General features: G+C 63.8%; 20 protein-coding genes. 9 read left to right on the forward strand and 11 right to left on the reverse strand.

The window, feature by feature from the left end; all coding sequences use genetic code 11:
* Positions 1 to 70 precede the first annotated feature (70 nt).
* From M1L53_RS07830 to purH, 4 genes are all read left to right on the forward strand, one after another.
* Positions 71 to 1,111 carry a DUF5336 domain-containing protein gene (locus tag M1L53_RS07830; RefSeq protein ID WP_030534877.1) on the forward strand — a complete coding sequence of 347 codons (1,041 nt, stop codon included), beginning with the start codon at positions 71 to 73 and terminating at the stop codon, positions 1,109 to 1,111.
* A gap of 121 nt (positions 1,112 to 1,232) precedes the next feature.
* The gene (locus M1L53_RS07835; RefSeq protein WP_007727603.1) at positions 1,233 to 2,765 is read left to right on the forward strand and encodes a DUF6350 family protein; all 1,533 of its coding nucleotides are present in this window, start codon (positions 1,233 to 1,235) and stop codon (positions 2,763 to 2,765) included.
* A gap of 6 nt (positions 2,766 to 2,771) precedes the next feature.
* The gene (gene purN, locus M1L53_RS07840) at positions 2,772 to 3,491 is read left to right on the forward strand and encodes a phosphoribosylglycinamide formyltransferase (RefSeq protein WP_007727601.1); all 720 of its coding nucleotides are present in this window, start codon (positions 2,772 to 2,774) and stop codon (positions 3,489 to 3,491) included.
* On the forward strand, positions 3,484 to 5,043 hold the full coding sequence (gene purH / locus M1L53_RS07845) for a bifunctional phosphoribosylaminoimidazolecarboxamide formyltransferase/IMP cyclohydrolase (protein WP_003946407.1): 1,560 nt from the start codon (positions 3,484 to 3,486) through the stop codon (positions 5,041 to 5,043). Before purN ends, purH begins: the two co-directional genes overlap by 8 nt.
* Positions 5,044 to 5,119: 76 nt before the next feature.
* Here the strand turns inward: purH and M1L53_RS07850 are convergent, their stop codons facing one another.
* From M1L53_RS07850 to M1L53_RS07860, 3 genes are all read right to left on the reverse strand, one after another.
* The gene (locus tag M1L53_RS07850; protein ID WP_003946391.1) at positions 5,120 to 5,341 is read right to left on the reverse strand and encodes a hypothetical protein; all 222 of its coding nucleotides are present in this window, start codon (positions 5,339 to 5,341) and stop codon (positions 5,120 to 5,122) included.
* Positions 5,342 to 5,792: 451 nt separating this feature from the next.
* Positions 5,793 to 6,761 carry a S9 family peptidase gene (locus tag M1L53_RS07855; RefSeq protein WP_007727595.1) on the reverse strand — a complete coding sequence of 323 codons (969 nt, stop codon included), beginning with the start codon at positions 6,759 to 6,761 and terminating at the stop codon, positions 5,793 to 5,795.
* A 27-nt stretch (positions 6,762 to 6,788) separates the two neighbouring features.
* Positions 6,789 to 7,361: a DUF4126 domain-containing protein gene (locus M1L53_RS07860; protein WP_007727593.1), complete on the reverse strand. Its 573-nt coding sequence runs from the start codon at positions 7,359 to 7,361 to the stop codon at positions 6,789 to 6,791.
* A gap of 85 nt (positions 7,362 to 7,446) precedes the next feature.
* Here M1L53_RS07860 and M1L53_RS07865 point away from each other — a divergent pair, with 85 nt between their 5' ends.
* From M1L53_RS07865 to M1L53_RS07875, 3 genes are read left to right on the forward strand one after another with little or no spacing between them, the layout of a single operon-like run.
* Positions 7,447 to 7,863 (forward strand): VOC family protein, encoded by a 417-nt coding sequence (locus M1L53_RS07865; protein ID WP_003946398.1) that lies wholly within the window; start codon positions 7,447 to 7,449, stop codon positions 7,861 to 7,863.
* Positions 7,864 to 7,917: 54 nt separating this feature from the next.
* Complete coding sequence (locus M1L53_RS07870) at positions 7,918 to 9,294, forward strand: ATP-binding protein (RefSeq protein WP_102999408.1); 1,377 nt, start codon at positions 7,918 to 7,920, stop codon at positions 9,292 to 9,294.
* Between the two features lie 9 nt (positions 9,295 to 9,303).
* Complete coding sequence (locus M1L53_RS07875) at positions 9,304 to 11,241, forward strand: VWA domain-containing protein (protein WP_054188816.1); 1,938 nt, start codon at positions 9,304 to 9,306, stop codon at positions 11,239 to 11,241.
* A gap of 9 nt (positions 11,242 to 11,250) precedes the next feature.
* Here M1L53_RS07875 and M1L53_RS07880 read toward each other — a convergent pair whose 3' ends face one another.
* The gene (locus M1L53_RS07880; protein ID WP_007727577.1) at positions 11,251 to 12,276 is read right to left on the reverse strand and encodes an agmatine/peptidylarginine deiminase; all 1,026 of its coding nucleotides are present in this window, start codon (positions 12,274 to 12,276) and stop codon (positions 11,251 to 11,253) included.
* Entirely contained in the window at positions 12,273 to 13,220 is a 948-nt protein-coding gene (locus M1L53_RS07885; RefSeq protein WP_054188815.1) for a nitrilase-related carbon-nitrogen hydrolase, read from the reverse strand. The genes M1L53_RS07880 and M1L53_RS07885 overlap by 4 nt, the downstream gene beginning before the upstream one ends.
* A gap of 149 nt (positions 13,221 to 13,369) precedes the next feature.
* On the opposite strand from M1L53_RS07885, the gene M1L53_RS07890 reads away from it, so the two are divergent.
* Complete coding sequence (locus tag M1L53_RS07890; RefSeq protein ID WP_054188814.1) at positions 13,370 to 13,987, forward strand: TetR/AcrR family transcriptional regulator C-terminal domain-containing protein; 618 nt, start codon at positions 13,370 to 13,372, stop codon at positions 13,985 to 13,987.
* On the opposite strand, the gene M1L53_RS07895 is transcribed toward M1L53_RS07890, so the two are convergent.
* The 3 genes from M1L53_RS07895 to M1L53_RS07905 form a co-directional block, all read right to left on the reverse strand.
* Positions 13,984 to 15,510 carry an APC family permease gene (locus M1L53_RS07895; RefSeq protein ID WP_054188813.1) on the reverse strand — a complete coding sequence of 509 codons (1,527 nt, stop codon included), beginning with the start codon at positions 15,508 to 15,510 and terminating at the stop codon, positions 13,984 to 13,986. The genes M1L53_RS07890 and M1L53_RS07895 overlap by 4 nt on opposite strands.
* Positions 15,507 to 16,406 (reverse strand): universal stress protein, encoded by a 900-nt coding sequence (locus M1L53_RS07900; protein ID WP_007727555.1) that lies wholly within the window; start codon positions 16,404 to 16,406, stop codon positions 15,507 to 15,509. The genes M1L53_RS07895 and M1L53_RS07900 overlap by 4 nt, the downstream gene beginning before the upstream one ends.
* A 90-nt stretch (positions 16,407 to 16,496) precedes the next feature.
* Entirely contained in the window at positions 16,497 to 17,927 is a 1,431-nt protein-coding gene (locus M1L53_RS07905) for a gamma-aminobutyraldehyde dehydrogenase (RefSeq protein ID WP_054188812.1), read from the reverse strand.
* A gap of 169 nt (positions 17,928 to 18,096) precedes the next feature.
* Between M1L53_RS07905 and M1L53_RS07910 the strand changes: the two genes are divergently transcribed.
* On the forward strand, positions 18,097 to 19,614 hold the full coding sequence (locus M1L53_RS07910) for a PucR family transcriptional regulator (RefSeq protein WP_054188811.1): 1,518 nt from the start codon (positions 18,097 to 18,099) through the stop codon (positions 19,612 to 19,614).
* A gap of 36 nt (positions 19,615 to 19,650) precedes the next feature.
* Here M1L53_RS07910 and M1L53_RS07915 read toward each other — a convergent pair whose 3' ends face one another.
* The 3 genes from M1L53_RS07915 to M1L53_RS07925 form a co-directional block, all read right to left on the reverse strand.
* Positions 19,651 to 21,012 (reverse strand): NAD(P)/FAD-dependent oxidoreductase, encoded by a 1,362-nt coding sequence (locus M1L53_RS07915; RefSeq protein ID WP_007727552.1) that lies wholly within the window; start codon positions 21,010 to 21,012, stop codon positions 19,651 to 19,653.
* Between the two features lie 154 nt (positions 21,013 to 21,166).
* Complete coding sequence (locus tag M1L53_RS07920; RefSeq protein WP_054188810.1) at positions 21,167 to 21,631, reverse strand: hypothetical protein; 465 nt, start codon at positions 21,629 to 21,631, stop codon at positions 21,167 to 21,169.
* A gap of 19 nt (positions 21,632 to 21,650) precedes the next feature.
* The gene (locus tag M1L53_RS07925) at positions 21,651 to 22,589 is read right to left on the reverse strand and encodes an AEC family transporter (RefSeq protein WP_007727548.1); all 939 of its coding nucleotides are present in this window, start codon (positions 22,587 to 22,589) and stop codon (positions 21,651 to 21,653) included.
* Positions 22,590 to 22,597 lie beyond the last annotated feature (8 nt).

Genomic DNA, 22,597 nt, shown 5'->3' on the forward strand with positions numbered 1-22,597 from the left:
GTCGGTGTTAGCGTGCGAAGTCGAGACACATACGCTGGTAACCATCGAAGACCGTCTACGAGGAGAAGTCATGACGTTCACGCCGCAAGGGCCCAGCTTCGGGCCACCGAATCAGCCGGCAGCGGGCGGTGGAACCAAGAATCTCGGATTCATCCTGCTCATCGCCGTCGCGGCACTCGGCCTGATCAATTTCCTGCTCGGTTTTGCGCCCTTCACGTCGATCAGTGGAAGCAGCAGCGGCATCGGTAGCGGCCTGGATACCAGTTCGAGTTTCTTCGAATCGAGCATCTACGGCCTCGGATTCGTTTTCGCCGGCGGTGTGGTCGCAGGCGTCTCGCTGCTCCCGAAGCAGTCGTATGCAGGCATTGCCGCAGCGCTCACCCTCACGGGTTTCTTCGCTTTGGTGTTCGCCGCGTTCTCCGTCGGTACCAGCGACTACGTCGACATCAGCCTCGGTTGGGGCCTGATCATCGTGCTGATCCTCTCGTTCGTGCAGACCGTCGTCGCAGTCGCCGCGTTGTTGTTCGAGATCGGAATCCTGAAGGCGCCCGCGCCCCGACCGGTAGCTCAGCAGTACGGTCAGCAGCAGCCTTACGGCCAGGCGCCGGGGCAGGCGCCAGGTCAGCCACAGGGATACGGACAGGCTCAGTACGGCCAGCCTCAGCAGGCTCAGCAGCCGGGCCAGTACCAGCAGAATCCGCAGTACGGGCAGGCGCAGCAGCAGGGATACGGGGGAGCGCACGCCGCCCCCACAGACCCGACCGCTTCGCAGCCTTACGGCCAGACTGCGCCTCCATACGGTCAGAACCCTGTGCAGAATCCCGGACAGACCGACTCGTCGGCCGCGACGACGTCGTCTTACTATCCGCTGACCTCTCAGCCCGGTGGCCAGCCGAACCCGAGTTACTCGTCGGATCAGTTCACCGCTCCACGCGGTTACGGCCAGCCGTACAACCAGCAGCAGACTGGCTCGACCGAGCAGCCGACGGGCTTCGAGCCGCCCACTTTCGAAGCGCCGACGCCGTCTGCGGAACCTGACCAGGGCAGCAGCGATTCCGCGGCCGAGACCAAGGTCTTCGGCTCGCAGAACCCCGACGAGCGTCAGCAGTAGTACTTCTTCGTTTCACGAACATGAATGTGGCCTCCGACCCGCTGCGGGTGGAGGCCACATTCCGTGAGCCCGACGGCGCGCCTGAGTGCGCGGCGCACTGTCGAGTGAAACCCTCGAGGGGATGAGTTCTTTGATTGATGGCACCCGGTCCCGTCCCACGTCCTCACGACCCGGACGTGGTCGTACAGGCAGCGGCCGCGTCGGCGGCGGTCGCCCGGGACCGAACCCGGACCTGGCGCGCAAGCTGCTGACCGTCGCCTTCCGACCGTCGGGCCTGACGATGCTGCTGATCGCGGCTGTCGTCGTGGTCACTTTGGTATCGGCGAGCAGCGATCTGACCGGAACCTTCGGCGCCATTGCCACCACCTGGTTGGTCATCCACCAGGTGCCGGCGACTATCAGCGGCGTCCAACTCGGTGTACTGCCACTGCTTCCAACGGCGGTCATGATGTGGGTGGTCGCACGCCGATGCGCGTCGACTGCGGTGCACACCGACTCCCGTGACGACACCCTCCGCCTGGTGGGGGCGGCAGTAGCCGGGCCGTTGACTATCACGGCAATCGCTCTCGCCGTTGTCGCCGACGCCTCCGCGGCAATTCCGCTGTCGAGCCCCAACACGTTGGCCGCTTTCGGCTGGGTCGCCGGGATTCACCTGATCGCCGCGTCCGTCGGTGTTGCTGCTGCGCACTGGGATCGCGTCGTCGCCGAGATTCCGCCGTGGGCATCTGCCGCTGTTCGTCCGGCCGCGGCCGCGTCGGCAGCGCTGCTGGCTGCGGGCGCCGTGGCCGTCGTGGTGTCACTACTCGTGTCGTGGTCGACGGTCGGTGACCTACTCGCACGCGGCAACGGGTTTGTCGGCGTACTGGGATTGACGGTGTTGTCGCTGCTCTATCTGCCGAACCTCGTGGTCGGTGCAGCCGCGGTGATGACGGGATCGACTGCCGATTTCGGAAACGTCTCCATCAGCGTGTTCGGCAACATCGGTGGAGATCTGCCACCCTTGCCCCTTCTCGGAGCGGTTCCGGAAGGCGTCGCCGGCGGAATCTGGCCGGTGCTGTTGATCGTTCCGGCTGCGGTGGGTGTGATGCTCGGCCGTGATTGCGCTCGACGCATCGCCGGGCAGGACAGTGTGCTCGCAGTGCTGACGGCAGCTGCCGGTGCCGGCGTCGTCATGGCTCTGCTTGCCCTTGCTGCGGGGGGAGACCTCGGGCAGTTCGGCACCGTCGAGGTCCTGTGGTGGGGCTTCGGTCTTCTGACTTTTGCGTGGCTGGGATTGTTCGGAACCGTCTCGGCGCTGTTCGCGATGTGGTTCTCACACCGCGGACACATGAAGGACGAGGTTGCGCCGCCGACGGCTGAACCGGCTCGAGCATCCGAGCCCGAACTTGCGATCACGGCCGCGGCCACAACGGATGGCGAGGACGACGAAAACGCCGACGAAGTGCTCGCCCAGGAATCTGCGGTGGTAGTGACCAAGGTCGTCGAAGCCGAAATTGTCGAAGAATCAGGCGAACCCGTGCAGGTAGTGACAGAGGAAACCGTCGAGATCGAAGTAGTCGACGCGGAGGTTGTCGCGGCACCCGAGGCGGACCCCACAGCCGGGGCGGAGCCGGAGACCGACCTGCCCTCGAAGCCGCAGGAGTCCAGCGACTAGGCTGTCATGCGGCCGATACTCCGGCCGCATCATCTTCCAGTTCTCAGGAGTAGTGCGCTGACTGCCTCGGCCGACAATCCGCAGCCGACAATGCCCGACAGGGTCCAATTTCGCGACTCGGTCGCGCGGGTAGTCGTACTCGCTTCCGGCGCGGGAACCCTGCTGACTTCGCTGATCGACGCTTCGCATGCCGAGGGATACCCCGCCGAGATCGTTGCCGTCGGTGTAGATCGTGACTGCCTCGCCGCCGAGCACGCTGCGGATTCGAAGATCCCGTCCTTCAAGGTCTCGATCAAGACCTACGAAAATCGTGCCGCCTGGGACGAGGCGCTGACAGCAGCAGTGGCCGAGTACGAACCCGATCTCGTGGTCAGTGCAGGCTTCATGAAAATCCTCGGCCCCAGCTTTCTCGCGCGTTTCGGCGGCCGAATCATCAACACTCATCCCGCGTTGCTGCCTGCCTTTCCCGGCGCGCACGCGGTTCCCGACGCTCTGGCGTACGGCGTGAAGGTCACCGGTTCCACGGTGCATCTCGTCGACGGCGGAGTTGATACCGGGCCGATCTTGGCGCAGGAAGCTGTGCCGGTGCATGACGACGACACCGAGTCTTCGTTGCATGAACGCATCAAAATTGTGGAGCGACGGTTGTTGGCGGACGTCATCGCCGCTGTTGCTACGCGCGGAGTGGTTTCCGATGGACGAAAGGCCGTGATCCCCAGTGAGTGAACGCAAGGCTGTGCGCCGTGCACTTGTCAGCGTCTACGACAAGAGTGGTCTGATCGAGCTGGCCACGGGCCTGCACGAGGCCGGTGTCGAGTTGGTCTCGACCGGTTCGACCGCGTCGAAGATCGCCGACGCCGGAATCCCCGTGACGCCGGTCGAGGCTCTGACCGGATTCCCGGAATGCCTCGAAGGCCGTGTGAAGACGCTGCATCCGCGCGTCCACGCCGGCGTTCTCGCCGATACCCGCAAGCCGGATCACCTCGCTCAGCTCGAGGAACTCGGCATCGCGACCTTCGAATTGGTGGTCGTGAACCTGTACCCCTTCACCGAGACGGTTGCCTCGGGCGCTAGCCCGGACGAGTGTGTCGAGCAGATCGACATCGGCGGCCCGTCGATGGTGCGTGCTGCAGCCAAGAACCATCCGTCGGTTGCCGTCGTGGTCGATCCGGCTCGTTACGCCGACGTCCTGACTGCCGTTGCCGGTGGCGGATTCACCTTGCGTGAGCGCACTGTGCTTGCAGCGCAGGCTTTCCAGCACACTGCGTCGTACGACGTCGCTGTTGCGAGCTGGATGACGAGCACGATCGCCGCTGACGAGGACGGCTCGCTGTTCCCGGCCTGGGTCGGTGCTACCTGGAACCGCAGCGCTGTTCTTCGCTACGGCGAGAACCCGCACCAGGACGCTGCGCTGTACGAAAACCCGGCTGCGCCTGCAGGTTTGGCTCAGGCGGAGCAGTTGCACGGCAAGGAGATGTCGTACAACAACTACACGGACTCCGACGCAGCGTGGCGCGCAGCGTACGACTTCACTGATCCGGCCGTCGCAATCATCAAGCACGCCAACCCGTGTGGCATCGCCATCGGCACCGACATCGCCGACGCCCACCGCAAGGCGCATGCATGCGATCCGGTCAGTGCTTTCGGTGGTGTGATCGCTGCCAACCGCGAGGTCACCGTCGAACTGGCCGAGCAGATCGCCGACATCTTCACCGAGGTCGTCATCGCGCCCTCGTACGAAGACGGAGCTGTCGAGGTTCTGCAGCGTAAGAAGAACATTCGTGTTCTGAAGGCAGCCGCTCCGACCGCTACCGGAATCGAACTGCGTCCGATCTCCGGCGGTACCTTGCTCCAGCAGCGCGACGTCCTGGACGCCGACGGCGACAACCCGGCCAATTGGACCCTCGCCAACGGTGAGGCTGCCGATGCCGAGACTCTCGCTGACCTCGAATTTGCTTGGCGCGCCAGCCGTTCGGTGAAGTCCAACGCGATCCTGCTGGCCTCCGGCGGTGCCTCTGTCGGCGTCGGCATGGGCCAGGTCAACCGCGTCGACGCAGCGCATCTGGCTGTTCAGCGAGCCGGTGACCGCGTCGTAGGTTCGGTTGCAGCTTCGGACGCGTTCTTCCCGTTCCCTGACGGTCTGCAGGTGCTGCTCAACGCCGGCGTCAAGGCTGTTGTGCAGCCGGGTGGTTCGGTTCGCGACAACGAAGTGATTGCCGCAGCCAAGGAAGCCGGTGTCACTCTCTATCTGACCGGTGCGCGCCACTTCGCGCACTGACTCCTGCCTCGGTAGCGGGCCTCGACTCCTCAACGGGAGTTCGGGGCCCGTTCTGCATTCAGGCCGCCCGGGTCTTTCAGGCGGCGCTGCTGTGGGTGCCCTGGAGTTCGCGGGGTGAGCCGGTGATGACGACGCGTGAGGCTCCGCGACTGCGGATCTCGCTGATCAATGCGCCGAGGGTAGCTTCGTGGGCCGCATCGGAGTGTGAAAGATCCAGGGTGACGGCGTATCCGGTGAGGTCACCGGGCAGATCGACATACGGCGGCGCGATGGACAGTTGGTTGACTCGAAGTTTCATGTGGTGCTCCTGCGTGTGAAAGGTAAAAGAAAAGGCACCCGAGGCGTTTGCCCTGGGTGCCCGAGAACGAATCCGGTGAAACTGGGGATCATTCTCGGGGTACACCGCGCTTGTTGCCCATGTGCTTGGCCGACATTGCGGCCGAAAAAATGTGCTTGTCTACGGTGCAGCTGCGCCACGAAGGTACGGATACGACGTGCGGGTGTAGCGACATGATGTCCGTTCCTTTCTGTGTGGCGTTGCTGGTTAATGGATGACCGTACAGCACGGATCGAGGGTTCGCACCAATAAAAAGCGCCGCGAACGTAAACTCCGGGTGACTTCTGTCCCCAGGTTCGCTGGATTGAAAGAGTCTTCATTGCAGGTCAGGCGTAGAAAGCAGAATTCCCTCCGCGATGGTTCGCGGAGGGAACTTTCTACCTGAAAAAGAGGACGTTCGGTCTGTACGTGATCAGGAGAACGAACGGACCCACGCTGTGAAGGGCTCCGAGAACTCTGCCGAGTACGGAAGCGGCGCGACGTAGTCGGCACCGGTGGACTGTTCGTCGCCGATGTCCTTGAGTACGAAGTTGGCGTTGCGCATCCGCACGGAAGTCAGCGCTGTATGTGAGAGCGCGGCGTCGAGTGCCGCGACATCGGCGGGAATGACTTGGATGTCCTTGTCCGAGCAGCTCGTGAGAACGGGCATGCCCGCCGGTAGCGCCGCCACGAGCGCAACCGGGTCCAATGCGTCTTCCTCGGCGAGTGCCTTGGCATTGGCGTGTACGAGTCCCGCATTCTGCAGCGGCTCGGGCAGGTCATCCGGAACAGTGCCCTCGGATCGCAGCGACTCGACGGCATCGGCGAGCGCGACGCGCAGTTCGTCAGCCAGTTCGACCGGCAACTGACCGGCGCCGACGACCGCATCGAGCTGGCGGTGAATCTGCGTCGTGAGTAGATCGAGAAGTCTGACGCTCAGTGGCTCGAGCAGTGCGAGGGCACTGACTCTGGCGCCCTCCTTCGCGGTGGCGAGAGCCAGTGCGACTACGGCGCCGTCGCTGTGTCCGACCACGAACAAGCGCTCGGGATCGACACCGGGTTGCCCGGCGAGGTAGTCCAGTCCGTCGGAGGCGGCGTCGACAAAAGTGTTGAAGCCGAGATCGGCGATGTCCTCGATCTCGTAGTCGCCGAGGGCGGTTTCGCCGCTGCCGAGCTTGTCGTAACGCAGGCTTGAAATGCCTTGATTTTCAAGAAGATCCGCGATGAACCGCAGAGTTCCGATGTCGCCTTCGAGGAGGGCGCTGTCGCCGTTGCGATCGGTGGGGCCGCTGCCGGCCAGAATCAGCGCGGCCGGGGCAGGGGCGTCGGGTGAGGCGGCCAGGCGAAGACTCCCGTACAGGGTGACGTCGCCGGATTGGAACGAGATCTCGGTGTCGGACATGACGACTTGTCTACCAGGTCGGTGCGGTCAGGCGGTGCGCAGACTCCGGACACGACGCCAGCCACGCCAGCTGAACCACAAGAGCGCGGCGAGCAGGGGAATGATCAGGAGCGGCAAGATCATCGCGATCAAGGAGGTGAAGAAAGTCAGCACATCCTCGATGACGGAAACGACGGGATTTGCCAGCCCACCGGTAGTGGCCGTACTGACCGCGCGAGTGCCGGTCTGCGCGGCGCTGAACGTCAACGCCGTCGGCGCTCCGACGATGATGCCCGCCAACGCGGCCATCGCAGGGTCGAGATGACTGAATGCCGCCCAGGCGGCGATCACTCCGGCAATCGGTCCGGTGACGTTCCCGATCACCGAGAGTGCGTTGTCCACGAACGGAATGAGGTCGGCACCCAGTTCGACCACCGCGGCGATTGCCAATGCCACCAGCGCGCCGGTCGATCCGATCCACCGCATCGACTCACCGACGGTGATCCCGAACAGTTCGAAGTGGACGGCAGCGCTGAGCATCAGCAGCGGCAGGAAGGTTCGCATTCCGGACGCTGCGGCGAGTCCGAGGCCGAGCATGGCCGGCAACACCCAGGTATCCATGGGTGGAGTTTAGGTCTACTGTGCGCCTTTATTAACCGCCGGCGGTTAATAAAGGCGCACAGCAAAGTCTCGGAAAGGACCTTTCATGGCGACAAACCCGCAGCCGATGTTCTTCCTCAACCTGCCCGTCAAGGACCTCGGCAAGGCCACCACCTTCTACGAGGGCCTCGGATACTCCAAGAACACGCAGTTCTCCGACGAGAACGCGTCGTCGATGGTCATCAGTGACACCATCGTCGTGATGCTGTTGGCCGAGCCCTTCTTCAAGACCTTCACCACCAAGGGCATCGCCGACACCTCGACGTCGACGGAAGCGCTGCTCGGTCTCTCGGCCGAGACCCGTGAGGCCGTCGACGCCCTCGTCGACAAGGCGCTCGAGACCGGCGGTTCCGAAGGTAACGCGACGCAGGATCACGGCTTCATGTACAGCCGCAGCTTCCAGGATCCCGACGGCCACATCTGGGAAATCATCTGGATGAATCCCGAGAACATCGAGGGCTGAGCGACCGAACTTCCTCGGCGAGAGGCGAAACCCCGCAAACACTCGTAGCGTGGAGTGGTGACTGTCGCAAAAACCCTCGGAGAGCTACGCGCCTCCGGACACGTACAGCGAAGTGTCAAGGAAGAACTACGAGAGAATCTTCTCGCCGCGTTGCGGGACGGCCGTGACCCCTGGCCCGGGATAGTCGGGTTCGAGGACACGGTCGCCCCGCAACTCGAGCGGGCGCTGATCGCCGGCCACGACGTGGTTCTGCTCGGCGAACGAGGTCAGGGAAAGACGAGGCTGCTTCGCACTCTCGGGCTCCTGCTCGACGAGTGGACGCCCGTCATCGAAGGCTCGGAACTGGGGGAGCACCCGTACGAGCCGATCACCCCGGCTTCGATACGTCGAGCCAAGGAACTGGGCGACGACCTCCCGATCGCCTGGCGCCACCGCAGCGAGCGGTACTCCGAGAAGTTGGCGACGCCGGATACCTCGGTCGCCGACCTGATCGGCGACGTCGATCCGGTCAAGGTTGCCGAAGGCCGGAGCCTCGGCGATCCGGAGACCATTCACTTCGGCCTCGTGCCTCGCGCGCATCGCGGAATCGTGGCCATCAACGAGCTCCCCGACCTCGCCGAACGCATCCAGGTCTCTTTGCTCAACGTGATGGAAGAGCGGGACATCCAGGTCCGCGGGTACACGCTTCGGCTTCCGTTGGACGTTCTTCTGGTCGCGAGCGCCAACCCCGAGGACTACACCAACCGCGGGCGCATCATCACACCACTCAAGGACCGCTTCGGCGCCGAGATCCGCACTCACTACCCCGTCGAGCTGGCGGGCGAGATCGCGGTGATCGAGCAGGAGGCGCACCTGGCCGCGGAGGTGCCCGACTACCTTCTCGAAATTCTTGCCAGATTCACTCGCCTGCTCCGCGAATCCACCTCGGTGGACCAGCGATCGGGTGTGTCGGCACGCTTTGCCGTCGCCGGCGCGGAAACCGTCAGTGCCGCCGCGGTACGACGGGCAGCGGTGCTCGGCGAAGCCGATCCTGTTGCACGGCCCGTCGATCTCGAGTCCGTGGTCGAGGTTCTTCGCGGCAAGGTCGAGTTCGAATCCGGTGAAGAGGGACGGGAACTGGAGGTGCTCGAGCACCTGCTGCGTCGCGCGACGGCCGATACGGTTCGGGTGCGTCTCGGCGGGATCGACCTGGGGATGCTGGTTGCTGCGGTGGAGATGGGCAACACGATCGTCACCGGTGAATCTGTCACGGCCAAGGCATTTCTCGACGAGCTTCCGGACCTCGAGGTCCTGGACGAAGTAGCCGAACGCCTCGGCGCGCAATCCGACGGCGAGCGTGCCGCCGGTGCCGAACTTGCCCTCGAAGGGCTTTACCTCGCGCGCCGGATCTCCAAAGATCAAGGCCCGGGCGGCCGCTCGGTGTATTCGTAAGGGGCAGTGATGATCCACAATCCGCGGTACGGGCCTTACGACGGTGGTCCCGATCCGCTCGCGCCTCCCGTGGATCTGCGCGAGGCCCTGGCAGCAATCGGCGACGACGTGTTGTCGGGCACGTCGCCGCGCCATGCCCTCCGAGAGCTCCTGCGCCGAGGCAACCGGGACATGCGCGGGCTCGACGACCTTGCCGCCCAGGCGAACCGGCGTCGACGCGAGTTGCTGCGCCGCAACAATCTCGACGGAACTCTCGACGAGGTTCGCAAGCTTCTCGACAAGGCGGTGCTCGAAGAGCGCAAAGAACTGGCACGTGCTCTCGACGACGACGCACGATTCAACGAAATGCGGATCGAGGAGTTACCGCCGTCGACAGCTCAGGCCGTGCAAGATCTGGCCGACTACAACTGGCGCAGCGAACAGGCTCGCGCGGATTGCGAGAAGATTCGTGATCTGCTCGGACGTGAGGTTCTCGATCAACGCTTCTCGGGAATGAAGCAGGCACTCGAGGGCGCCACCGACGAGGATCGTGAGCAGATACGCCAGATGCTGGCTGATCTGAATCAACTGCTCGACGCGCACTCTCGCGGCGTCGACACTGCGGAGCAGTTCGCGGAGTTCATGGACAAGCACGGGCAGTATTTCCCGGACAACCCGCGCAACGTCGAGGAACTTCTGGATTCTTTGGCGCAGCGCGCGGCGGCTGCACAACGATTGCGGAACTCGCTCTCGCAGGAGCAGCGTGACGAGTTGGATGCGTTGGCGCAGCAGGCGTTCGGTGATCCGAGCCTGATGAGTGAGCTGAGTCAACTCGACCAGTTCCTTCAGGCGGCTCGGCCGGGTGAGGACTGGGAAGGTTCGCAACAGTTCCGCGGCGACAACGGAATGGGGTTGGGTGAGGGGACCGGTGCCCTGCAGGACATCGCCGAGCTGGAATCCTTGGCGGATCAACTGTCGCAGCAATACGCGGGCGCGGCGCTCGACGACATCGACCCCGAGCTACTCGCGCGGCAACTCGGCGACGAAGCCGCCGCTGATGCTCGCACCCTGGCCGATCTCGAAAAGGCTTTGCAGGAACAGGGTTTCTTCGATCGTGCACCGGATGGTCAATGGCGCTTGTCGCCCAAAGCCATGCGACAGCTCGGACAGACTGCTCTGCGCGATGTCGCCGGGCAACTGTCGTCACGAACCGGTCAACGCGATACGCGTCGGGCCGGTGCGATGGGTGAACCGACCGGAGCGTCCCGCGAATGGGAATTCGGGGACACGGAACCGTGGGACGTCACGAGAACCATCACCAACGCCGTCCTGCGTGACCCGGGCCGAATGCCGGTGCGGCTGAGCGTCGTCGATGTCGAGGTGGCCGAAACCGAACAGCGCAGTCAGGCTGCGGTTGCTCTCCTGGTGGACACGTCGTTCTCGATGGTGATGGAAGATCGCTGGGTGCCGATGAAGCGCACCGCTCTGGCACTCAATCATCTGGTGAGCACGCGGTTTCGCAGCGACGAGCTGCAGTTGATCGCCTTCGGACGCCACGCGCACGTGCTGAGCCCGTCGGAGCTCGCTGGTTTGGACGGCGCGTGGGACCAGGGAACCAACCTGCACCACGCACTGTTGTTGGCGGCCAGGCATCTTCGACGCCACTCCAACGCACAGCCGGTGGTACTGATCGTCACCGACGGTGAGCCGACGGCTCATCTCGAAGCGGACGGAGAAGCCAGGTTCGACTACCCGCCGAGTGCGCGAACCCTCGGTTTGACGGTTCGAGCACTCGACGCGGTGGCCAGGCTTGGCGCCAAGGTCACGTTCTTCCGCCTCGGTGAGGATCCAGGTCTGGCCAGGGTGGTCGACCGGATGGCGCACCGTGTGGGTGGACGCGTCATCGCGCCGGACCTGGACGGCCTCGGCGCCGCGGTCGTGAGTGACTACATGCGAGGTCGCCGCTGATTCCGGCCGTCAGTCTTGTTCAGCGGGCTGGTGCTGGGTGATGCAGTGGATGCCGCCGCCACGTTCGAACAGCGGTCTGGCGTCGACGGTGACGACGGTGCGCCCGGGGTAGGCGGCCGCAAGGATCCGGGCCGCTTCGGCGTCGGCCGGATCGTCGAAGCTGCAGGCGATCACTCCGCGATTGACCACGAGATGGTTGATGTAGCTGTAGTCGACGAATCCCTCGTCGTCGCGCAGGATCTCGGGCGCAGGTACCCGAATGACCTTCCACGGCCGACCGCCGACGTCCGTCGAGCTTTCGAACAACTCGATGATCGTCTTGCTGACGGCGTAGTCGGGGTGCACCGGATTGCGTTGGTCATGGACGAGTACAACTCCGGGGGAAGAGATGGCAGCGACGATGTCGACGTGTCCGCGCGTTCCGTAGGTCTCCTGATCGCGAGTCAATCCGCGGGGAAGCCAGATCACGTGCTTGGCGCCGATGGTGCGGGCGAGTTCGGCCTCGATGTCGGCCTTCGTCAGGTCGGGGTTTCGTCCCGGATCGAGTTGGACGGTTTCGGTGACCAAGACGGTGCCGAGACCGTCGACCGCAATACCGCCGCCCTCGTTGACGATTGGTGAGTCGATCAACTGGGCACCGGATTGTTCGACGACAAATGCGCCGATCTTCGAGTCCTTGTCCCACTGCGCCCAATCCTGTGCACCCCAGCCGTTGAACACCCAGTCGACTCCGCCGAGACGGCCTTCGTCGGACAGGACGAACGTCGGCCCGATGTCGCGCATCCATGCGTCGTTGAGAGGTGCCTCGACGATGTCGACCTTCTCGGACAGGTACTTTCGTGCTTCTTCGACTTCGGCGGGATCGACGACGACGGTGACCGGCTCGAATTCGGCGACGGCGTGGGCGACGGCCGCCCACGTCGAGCGCGCTTCGTGCTGTTCTTCCGCGGTGTCCCCGAGAGAGTATCCGGCGCTCGGGTACGCCATCCAGGTACGTTCGTGCGGTTCACTTTCCGCGGGCATGCGCCAGGTCATCGGTTGGCTCCTGCAGTGTTCACCGGTGCGGTCAGGGCCGAGTAGGTGTCGGGTCGGCGAGTGGCCAGGAACGGGAACAGCGCAAGCCAGTCTTCACGGTGCTGCAGATCGAGATCTGCGACCAGGACGGCTGATTCGTCGCGCGGAGCCTGAACGAGGATGCGTCCGTACGGGTCCGAGATGAACGACGAACCGTAGAAGGTGATGAGACCTTCACTGCCGTGGCGATTGGGGACAACCATGAAAGTGCCGTTGGCGATACCGTTTCCGACGATCACTTGCTGCCACAGCGGTTGGGTGTCGAAGTTCGGGTGATCGGGTTCCGAGCCGATCGCCGTCGGGTACACCAGGACCTGGGCACCGGCGAGGGAGTATGCACGTGCGACCTCGGGAAACCACTCGTCCCAGCATGTCGGGAGTCCGAACTTGGCGCCGAGTGCCTCGTGAACGGGGTATGCGTCCTCGGACGGACCGCCGCGAAAGTACGTGTCCTCGTAGTACCCGGCCGTCACCGGAATGTGGAGCTTGCGGGTACGACCGAGAAGTTCACCCCCGGGCGAGACCAGGATCGCGGTGTTGAAGCCCAGGCCGTCCTCGGCGTCGCTGCGCTCGTACAACGACGCGTGAACGAGAACCTGGTTCTCCGCGGCGGCCTTGGTGGCGAAGGCGAAAGTGGGTCCGGTGAGCAGGTCTTCCGCCGCGCGTCCGGGATTGTCGCCGGCCGGGGTGGAGGCGGGGTAGCGGCTGAGCGTCAGCTCCGGAAGAAAGACCACGGAAGCGCCCAGCTTCGCTGCGGACGCAATGCCTTCGCTCAATTCAGCGTGGAGGTCGTCTTGGTCCTCGTGCCAGCGATGTTGGACGAGACCTACACGCAGAGGGGTGGACGTGGACGGCGAAGTCGCGGCCGGTGACTCGGGTGGGGTGAGGGCGGTGATCGTCAGCATGGGGTTTCCTCGGTGCTCGGGTATTCGACGTTCAACGTAAAACGAATGTGATTCGTTAAGTATGGTGGGTGAGCGCTGATTGATCAAGGACTTTCGAGGAATTGTTTTTTGCAGCGCCCCGGACGGTGTGGATCACTACAGGAGGACATATGCCGCGGCCATCGCAACGACTGCTCTCACCGGCGATCATCACCGAGGCAGCGATCGAGTCGGTGGACGAATCCGGCGACTTCACCATGCCGGGACTCGCCGCAAGTCTGAAGGTTCGACCGTCCTCGCTCTACAACCACGTTTCCGGACGAGCCGAGATCGTCGAACTGATGAGGGCTCAGCTGATGGCAGGAATCGACGTCGAGTCGGCCTCGGGGACCTGGAGTGAGACCGTCGCGGCGCTGGCAGCCGAGTACCGGCGAAGCTACGCCGCGCATCCTCGTCTGATTCCGCTCTTCACTGCCCAGACGGTGCAGGCCGGTGTGGCGTTCACCCTCTACAACGCATTGGCGCAGGCATTTGCCGATGGTGGCTTCGACCCGACCGAAACACTGCACGCGATCACGACCGTCGACAGTTTTGTTCTCGGTTCGGCCCTGGACCTGGCGGCGCCGGACGTCCAGTGGGCGTCGGGACCCGAAGCCAACGACGCGATGAAGGCGGCGTTGGCAACATCCGGGAAAAATCCCGAACGTGCCGACGCCGCCTTCGAATTCGGCTTGCGCGTGTTGATGGCGGGCCTGATCGCGCAGGCCCCCGAAGCTAGTGACTCCTAGGACACGCTGAGGTCGTTCTCGTCGCGCAGAGCCTCCGTGTCGCGATTGAGGGTCTTGCCCTCGAAGAACTCGGGATTGCGCACTCGCATGACCATCATCAGGACCGCGCCGAGGATGAGGATTCCGAACCCGAGGAAGAAGACCAGGCCGATTCCGCCGATGGATGCTCCGCTGGCATTGTCCGGATTCATACTCTCCTGGACCGAAATGACGAACACCGCAAGCAGCATGAGGCCACCGATGAGTGGGAACGCGAGCCGAAAGACGAAGTTTCGTACGCTCTCTAAAAGCGTCTTGCGGAAGTACCACACGCACGCGAATGCGGTGATGCCGTAATACCAGCAGATCATGATGCCGAGTGCGGCGATCGTATCGAGCAGAGCACTTTCGGACAGGAACGTGACGACGCTGTAGAACACTGCGGTTACCGCGCCGGCCACGACGGTCGCGTACGACGGCACCAGGAACCGAGGCGACACCTCGGCGAGCTTCTTGGGGAAAGCTCCGTATGCACCCATGGCGAGCATGGTTCGTGCCGCGGGCAGGAACGTGGTCTGCAGGCTGGCGACTGAAGAGACGAAGACCGCGAGGAACAGAAGCATTCCGCCCCAGTTGCCCAGGACCGGGTCGGCCAGAGCGCCGAAGACGTTCTCGGAGTTGTCGGGATTGCCGAGACCGAGGCCTTCCTCGCCGACGCCGGCGTACATCATCGCGGCAACGGCGACCAGCAGGTAGGTCAGGAGAATGGTTGCGACACAGAGCAAACCGGCGCGGCCCGGGGTCTTCTTGGGGTTCTTCGACTCCTCGCCCAGCGTGAGACAGGTATCCCAGCCCCAGAACGCGAAGATCGATCCGGTGAGTCCGATGACAAACGCACCGATGGCGAGTCCGCTGAACGGGTTGAACCAACTCAGGTCGAAGGACAATCCGGCCGGGGCGTCGCCGGCGCCGACGTGAACCAGTGCAACGACGGCGAAGACGACCAGCAGCACCATCTGGAAGCCGACGAGCGCGAACTGTACGCGCTCGCTGGTAGTGATTCCCCGACTGGCAATCCAGGTGGCCAACGCGATGAACACCAGTGTGGTGCCGACGTTGACGAATTTATTGCCCGGCAGATCGGCGATGGAGGGATTGTCGGCCACCCGCGCGATGAACAGATAGAAGAAGTCGACGGCAATCGCAGCGAGGTTCGAGAGCACGATGATGGTGGCGATCACCATGCCCCAGCCGCACATCCAGCCGACGTACGGTCCGAATGCCTTGGTGGACCACGTGAATGACGCTCCGCAGTCAGGAGTGTCGGAGTTCAGTTCGCGGTACGCGTACGCGGTGAGGAACATCGGGATGAAGCCGGCGATGAAGATGGCGGGCATCTTGAGACCGACCGCAGCGACGATCAATCCGATGCTGGCCGTCAGGGTGTAACCCGGTGCCACGGAGGAGATTCCGAGCACCGCGCCGGAGATCATGCCGATCTTGCCGGTGGCGAGGCCTTTGGAACTCAGTTCGGTGCTGGTCATGACAGTGCCTCCGGCTGGGTGAATTCGTGCTTGGGCACTACGACCATGGGTACGGGCAGTACGCGCAGCATCTTGGCGGCGGTCGAGCCCAGGAAAAGTTTGCGGGGCTGGGCGAGGCGACTTGAACCGACCATCACGAGATCGCCGTCCTGCCAGTCCAGTTGACGCACTGCCGATTCCACGGTGGACCCGTCGGCGATGATGACCTCGATGGGGAACTCCGCGGGGAGCGCGGCTCTTGCGACGTCGAGTGTGTCCTGAGCGTGATTTCGTGCACGCTCCCTGGCCGACTCGGCGGTGTCGCGATGATCGCGCAGATCGTTCTGGGGGTCGAGCGCTACCAGTGAGACCAGTCGCAGCGGAACCTGCATCAGTTCGCTGGCGCGCACGGCGGTGTTCAAGACGATGTCGGCGCCGACACGGGTGCCGAGTGCACAGGTGACCTCTCGTATAGCAGTGGCCGCCGAGTGCCGCGTTCCGCGAGGCGCCAGTGCTACCGGGACATGGGCGGAGTGAAGCAGTTCGGTCGAGACCGAACCTATCGCGTGACGGCCGAGCAGACCGTCGCCGGAAGCTCCCACCACGATCGCGAGCGCATTCAGTCGGTCCACTTCGTCGAGCAGGCCCTGAGCGAACGACTCGTGGAAGCTCAGGTGTACTTCCACCTGGATGTCCTCGGGCACCGACGCTTTCGCCTCGGCGAGCCAGTCGTGTGCACGCGCGGCGAGGATGTCGTCGTAGCCGGCTTCCGAGGGAACCTTGGCCGGCAGTGTCCGATCCGGTGGGAGGACCATGCAGATGTCGAGTTGCGCGCCGAGACTGCGCGCGAGCTGGGCCCCGAGGACCAGCCCGTCTTTACCGCTGGGTGTGGCGAGGTATCCGACGATAAGGCGCATGGTGGCTCTTTTCCGGATTGGAGGAATCTGCTGTGCGCCTTTATTAACCGCGGGGGGTTGATAAAGGCGCACAGCAGGAGGGGCGGCGACTCAGTCGTGCGAACTCATGACGTGCTTGAGACGGGTGTAGTCCTCGACTCCGTAGGCCGAGAGATCCTTGCCGTAACCGGAATACTTGAAGCCGCCGTGCGGCATTTCGGCGACGAGCGGGATGTGGCAGTTGATCCACACCGCACCGAAGTCGAGAGCAGCGGAGACGCGTTGCGTGACACCGTGATCCTTGGTCCAGATGCTCGAGGCCAGGCCGAACCGAACGTCGTTGGCAAGCGTGATCGCCTCCTTCTCGTCGGAGAAGCTCTGGACTGTGAGGATAGGACCGAAAGTCTCTTCCTGCACGATGTCGTCCGATTGCGCGACGCCGGTGATGACGGTCGGCTCGAAGAAGAATCCGGTTTCGCCCGAACGCTTTCCGCCGGTAACGATCTTGGCCGACGCCGGCAGGTTCGCGATCTTGTCGCTCACGGCGTTGAAGTGATTGATGTTGTTGAGCGGGCCGTAGAAGGCATCAGGATCGGAAGGCGCTCCGGGGCGCAGCTTCTCGGCGTTCCGGACGAGGGCTTCGACGAGCTGATCGTGGATGGACTCGTGAACGATCACGCGAGTGGCCGCGGTGCAATCCTGGCCGCCGTTGAAGAACGCTGCCTCGGCGATGCCGGTGGCGGTCTTCTCGATGTCGACGTCGCCGAAGACGATCGCCGGCGCTTTGCCGCCCAGTTCGAGGTGCGCGCGCTTGAGCTGCTGTGCTGCGGACACGGCGACAGCGATGCCTGCCCGCACCGAACCGGTGATCGAGACGAGACCGAGGGCCGGGTTCTCCACCAACGTCGCGCCGGTTCCGCCGTTGCCGAGCACGACGTTGAACACACCGTCCGGCAGGATGCCCTTCGAGAGCTTCGCCAGGACCAGCGTGCTGCCCGGTGTGGTGTCGCTGGGCTTGAGGACGATCGTGTTGCCGGCCGCGAGGGCGGGCCCGATCTTCCACAGCGCCATCATGAACGGGTAGTTCCAGGGAGTGACCTGGCCGACGACGCCGATCGGTTCACGACGGACGTAGGAGGTGAAACCCTCCATGTACTCTCCGGCCGCCTTGCCCTCGAGAAGTCGTGCGGCTCCGGCGAAGAACCGCATCTGATCGGCTCCGACCTTGACCTCTTCGTCGGCGATCATCTGGTGAGCCTGGCCGGTGTTGGCGCTTTCGGCTGCGACGATTTCGTCGCTGTGCGCTTCGATGGCGTCGGCGAGCTTGAGGAGTGCAGCCTGCCGCACGCTCGGCGTCGTCTTGCCCCAGGTCTCGAATGCTTTCTGTGCGGCTTCGACGGCGGCGTCGACGTCTTCCTTCGTGGAGACCGGCGTACGCCCGACCACACTCTCGTCCACGGGGTTGATCAGGTCGAGTGTTTCCGTCGCGGCTGAGGCGACGAATTCACCGTTGATGTAGTTCTCGAGTACGACGATCGACATCGGTACCGGTTCCTCTCGAGGTCGAACGAGTTCCGGCCGAGGTGATCAGCACGGAACTCGCACTTTGTGGGGCGTGTGTGAGCAAGTGTGCGCTGACTCACAAGTAAAGGCAGCTGCCAAAAAGGTGAAATCTTTGATCGCCGACGCACCGAGTTGTACAGTCCTGCCCATGACGATCGCTGTGCGGTGGATGTTGGCGCAGCCGGATCTCGCGCTGGAACTCAAAGGTGGCGCCCAGGGTGTCGGTCGCGAAATCACATTTGCGCACGCCACGGAGCTGCTCGACCCGTTTCGATGGTTGACCGGCGGCGAATTCATCCTCACCACCGGCATCCGATTGCCGTCCACTCAGCAAAAGCGCGGCCGCTATCTCCGGATGCTCGACGCGGCGGGAGTGGCGGCGGTGGGATTCGGTACCGGGCTCTCGTACCCCGAGGTCCCGGCCGATCTGGTGGCCGTCGCCGACGAGATCGGACTCCCGCTGATCGAGGTGCCGCTGCCGACGCCGTTTGCTGCCGTCGTCAAGCGTGTGATGAGCCGGTTGGCAGAGCAGGAATACGAAGCGGTCCTCCGGGCGTCGCGGGCGCAACCGCGGATGACGCGTGCCGTCATTTCCGGCGGAACGGCTGCGACCGTGCGTGAACTGGCGATCGCGACTTCGGCGACGGTGCTTCTTCTCGACGTCGCCGGAAGAGTTCTCGAGAGCTCACCTCAACTGCCGACGGACGACGTGATCGACGAACTGCGAGCAACTCTCGGGGGCGGTGCCTCCAGTAGCGTGACGCTCGCAAGGTCTGGAGCGTCGATCGCGGTGCAGCAGATCAGCGTCGGGCGAACGCCGTACGGATACCTGGCGGTGATCAGTGCTTCGGCGCTCAGCTACGTCGATCAGATACTGCTCGGTCACGCGAACTCGTTGTTGGCGTTGGACTTCGAGAAACCCGCGCGTCTGCGTGCTACTCAGGATCAGTTGAATTCGCACGCCCTCGGGCTGCTGCTCACCGAGGATCGCGACCCGGCGCCGGCGTGGCAACAGATCAGGCAGGCCGCCGACGGTGAGGGAATGATCCGAGGATTGACAGTTCTTACCGACACGTCCGACGTAGCGGGACGCGTCGGAGCCGAGATTGCCGAGTTCATGAACAAGGCGGGGCGGCAGTTGTTCTCGCGGATCAACGACACTCGCGTCACGGTGCTGCTGCGTGGAACCGACGACGTCGAGTTCGCCCGAGAGCTGCTCGGCGGGGTATCGAGGTCGGATCTTCGCGCGCTTCGTGTCGGCTTGAGCGCGCGACGGGTGGTCGCTGCGCTGGCGGTCGCCGTCGAACAGTCCCAGCTGTGTGCGTCGGCGGCCGAAATCGGTGGCGAGCCTTTGGAATTCGCAGCTCTGACCGGAAGTGTGCTGCTGTCTTTCGATTCGACGCGTGAAGTGCTCAACACGCTGGCGGAAACGATGATCACACCGATCGAGGACTACGACCGTGACAACGGCACCGAACTGCTGGCGTCGCTGCGGGCATTTCTCGAGGCCAACGGACACTGGGAAGCGGCCGCCATCACGATGGGCGTTCACCGGCACACACTGCGGAGCCGAATGGCGAAGGTGGAGAGCCTGATCGACTGTCGGCTGGAAGTGGCCAGGGTTCGGGCCGAACTACTGCTCTCGATCATTGCCCGGCAATCGTGACTGCCGGGCAATGATCGAGACTTGGCAAAGCGGCCGTCAGGCCTTGCTGCGAGCGATGATGTCGGCTGCGGTTCGCTGACCCATCCGAACGGCACCGTCGACGTGCTGGTACCCCTCGGCCGCAATGTCGGAGCACGAGAAGTGAATCGGGCCGACGGGCGTGCGGGAATCCGCGCCGTAGCGGTGCAGGCCTCCGAGGTCGAAGCTCGCTGCATACGCACCGCGGGTCCATTCCTCCGAGCCCCAGTCGGATTCGTAGTACACAACCGGCTCTTCGGCCTTCGGGCCGAGATAGCGGGCAAGTGAGGCCAGAATCGTGGCCTTACGCTCCTCGACGGAAAGCTCGAACATCGCGTCGGCCTTCTCGTCGGAGACGAACGCGACCAGGGTGCCGCGATCGTCCTCGTGGTTGGTGTTGTCGTACACCTCCTGCACTACCTCGGACGCGCCGAAGCCGGTGCCGGAGAGGCCGTCTTCGCGCCAGAAAGGCGTCTCGTACACCGCGTGAACCTTGATGACGAGGCCGAGGGACTGGTGCTGGTGCATCTGGTGCTGACGACGCGGCAGCGGGGGATCGTACGAGATTCGGGAGTAGAGGTTGGGCGGTACGGCCAGGATCACTCGGCTTGCCTCGACGCGAACATCGCCGTCCGCCAACACCGTTGCACCGGATTCGTTCCACTTCACCGTTCGCACGGGTGCGTTGAGGAAGACGTCGTCACCGAGGGCCTCCGCCATGCGGATCGATACCTGCTGCATTCCGCCGATCACTCGCTTGTCGAGAATGAAGTCCTCGTCGACAAGGTGGGAGAACGAACCTGCGGAAGCGGCCATGAGTACGGCCTGCAGGGCAGAGAACGAGTGGGCGGGCTTGGTGAGCATGCCACCGGCGATGAAGAGGCCGATGTTGTCACGTGCCTCGGCGTCGTCGGACTGATTGATCAGCCACTGCTTGAAGGAGACTGTGTCGAGATCGCGGGCGAGGGGATGTGCCCACGGTTCCTCGGCGCCGATCTGTGCTGCGAGATCGTCCATCTCGTCGATGAGACGGTCCATCTCCTTCTTTGTGGTGTCGTTCGTGGGGAAGGAATCACCCGTGTACTGCGTCCGCTCACCTGCCGACGAGATGTAGACGGACTCGCCCTCGCGGTAGCGCTCGAAAGTTTTCAGGCCGAGTTCGTCGAGCAAGGAGATCAGCGCGGTCTGGTCGGGGGAGACCCACTGGCCGCCGATTTCCAGAACTGCTCCGTCGATGGTGTCGGTCCACGTGCGGCCGCCGACGCGGTCGCGCGCTTCGATCACAGCGACGGTCAAACCGGCCTTGCGCAGCGCGGTTGCAGCTGCCAGGCCAGAGGGGCCGGCACCGACGATTGCAACGTCTCTCTGGAGAGTAGGCACTTGCGAGCTCCTTCATGTTGAGCACCGCTCGAGTCGAAAGCTGCCGACGAGCGAGTGAACGGGTGTCGGTTTTCAGTCTGTCCCGAGGAGACGCACACCACACCTGACGAAACGGCGTGTTCGATCGTCGAAATTGTGCCGTTTAGGCGCGCAGCTAGCCGTTGATGACGTGACGATCGCCGAGCGGTCGGCTCAGCGGGACATCCAAGCTGCCGAACACGGCAACCAGAATGCACATCTTGTCCGCGGCCTCGGGCAGTGCCCCGGTTCGGAGCGTGACGATCACCGTCGTATCGGTCTCTTCGACGGTTGCGTACGCGCCGTAGCACTCCGGAGTGCCGGTCACGAAGTGGACGGCCACCGTGTGATCGTCGACCTCGGACCACGATTCGAACATCGTGGCCGTCGCACCCACGATGTCGGTGCGGCTGTCGAACTCCGTGCCCATCTCGCTGTCGTCGACCTCGTCGGGAACGGGGGTTCCGAGCGACCAGTCGGCGGGACTTGCTTCGTTGGCCGCCATCGGATTCGGTGCGGCAACCGGCCCCATGGTCTGGGCCCCGACGGAGCATCCGGCCACAGCAAGGCAGGCCAGAACGGCGAGGGTTAGTACACGCATGAATCCACCGTAACCCTGCTCAAGCGAGTAGCGCTGTGACCAGCGCAATTGCCGGAATTGACGCCAAAGTGGTGACAAAGGCACTGTCTCGGGCGAGGACCATTCCGCGCCGATAGCGGCTTGCGTAGATGAAGACGTTCTGCGCCGTCGGCAACGTCGAGACGACCACGATGGCGAACAACTGATGACCGTCGATGTCGAGGAGGAAATGCGCCATCAGATAGGCCAGCACAGGTTGGACCACGATCTTGAGCGTCGACGCCAGCGCGACGTCGCGGCGTGGACTCGAGCCCTTCTCCAGCACCCGCACGCCGTAGAGCGAGAGCCCGAATGCCAACAGCGCACCGGGTACCGACGTCGCGCCGATCAATTCGAAAGGCTGCATCAGCGGCCGGGGCGGTACCCAACCGATCAACGCGACGATCAACCCCGCAGCGCCCGCGAGCACGATCGGATTCTTGAACGGGGCGGTGACGGTGTCGATCAACGAGAGCTTCTCGGCATCCGCGCCGCGAAGGGCCGTCAGATCGAGGATCGTCAAGGCGATCGGGGAGTACACGACGATCTGGAAGAGCAGGAGCGGCGCGACGAACGTGGCATCGCCGAGCACGAACACCGCGATCGGGATTCCGAGGTTGGCTGAATTCACGTACGAAGCCGACAGCGCGCCGATGGTCAGTTCGGGTAGCGGCCGGTTGAGCCAGATCTTTGCGACGACGACGTACAGAGCGCCGACGGCAAAGGCAGTAGCCGACGCAACGGCGAGCGTCGGCGAGAAGATCACCGAAAGATCGGACGACGCGAGGGTGGTGAACAGCAGGGCAGGCGTCGCGACGAAGAAGACGAGTCGACCGAGAACGAACTGTCCTTGGCTACCGAGGGTGCCGAGACGGCCGAGGAGATACCCGACCGCGATGACAACAAAAATTACGGTGAAACCCGCAACAACTCCCGACACGCTGCGGG

The sequence above is a fragment of the Rhodococcus sp. T9N genome, assembly GCF_024436645.1.
Taxonomy (GTDB): domain Bacteria; phylum Actinomycetota; class Actinomycetes; order Mycobacteriales; family Mycobacteriaceae; genus Rhodococcus_F; species Rhodococcus_F qingshengii.

Bases quoted from the DNA above. Each gene is read 5' to 3' on its own strand.
- M1L53_RS07855 (WP_007727595.1), bottom strand. From the start codon at position 6,761: ATGTCCGACACCGAGATCTCGTTCCAATCCGGCGACGTCACCCTGTAC.
- M1L53_RS07895 (WP_054188813.1), bottom strand. From the start codon at position 15,510: ATGACCAGCACCGAACTGAGTTCCAAAGGCCTCGCCACCGGCAAGATC.
- M1L53_RS07920 (WP_054188810.1), bottom strand. From the start codon at position 21,631: ATGCGTGTACTAACCCTCGCCGTTCTGGCCTGCCTTGCTGTGGCCGGA.
- M1L53_RS07910 (WP_054188811.1), top strand. From the start codon at position 18,097: ATGACGATCGCTGTGCGGTGGATGTTGGCGCAGCCGGATCTCGCGCTG.
- M1L53_RS07905 (WP_054188812.1), bottom strand. From the start codon at position 17,927: ATGTCGATCGTCGTACTCGAGAACTACATCAACGGTGAATTCGTCGCC.
- M1L53_RS07890 (WP_054188814.1), top strand. From the start codon at position 13,370: ATGCCGCGGCCATCGCAACGACTGCTCTCACCGGCGATCATCACCGAG.
- M1L53_RS07900 (WP_007727555.1), bottom strand. From the start codon at position 16,406: ATGCGCCTTATCGTCGGATACCTCGCCACACCCAGCGGTAAAGACGGG.
- purN (WP_007727601.1), top strand. From the start codon at position 2,772: ATGCGGCCGATACTCCGGCCGCATCATCTTCCAGTTCTCAGGAGTAGT.
- M1L53_RS07860 (WP_007727593.1), bottom strand. From the start codon at position 7,361: ATGGATACCTGGGTGTTGCCGGCCATGCTCGGCCTCGGACTCGCCGCA.
- M1L53_RS07835 (WP_007727603.1), top strand. From the start codon at position 1,233: ATGAGTTCTTTGATTGATGGCACCCGGTCCCGTCCCACGTCCTCACGA.
- M1L53_RS07880 (WP_007727577.1), bottom strand. From the start codon at position 12,276: ATGACCTGGCGCATGCCCGCGGAAAGTGAACCGCACGAACGTACCTGG.
- M1L53_RS07865 (WP_003946398.1), top strand. From the start codon at position 7,447: ATGGCGACAAACCCGCAGCCGATGTTCTTCCTCAACCTGCCCGTCAAG.
- M1L53_RS07875 (WP_054188816.1), top strand. From the start codon at position 9,304: ATGATCCACAATCCGCGGTACGGGCCTTACGACGGTGGTCCCGATCCG.
- M1L53_RS07885 (WP_054188815.1), bottom strand. From the start codon at position 13,220: ATGCTGACGATCACCGCCCTCACCCCACCCGAGTCACCGGCCGCGACT.
- M1L53_RS07850 (WP_003946391.1), bottom strand. From the start codon at position 5,341: ATGAAACTTCGAGTCAACCAACTGTCCATCGCGCCGCCGTATGTCGAT.
- M1L53_RS07830 (WP_030534877.1), top strand. From the start codon at position 71: ATGACGTTCACGCCGCAAGGGCCCAGCTTCGGGCCACCGAATCAGCCG.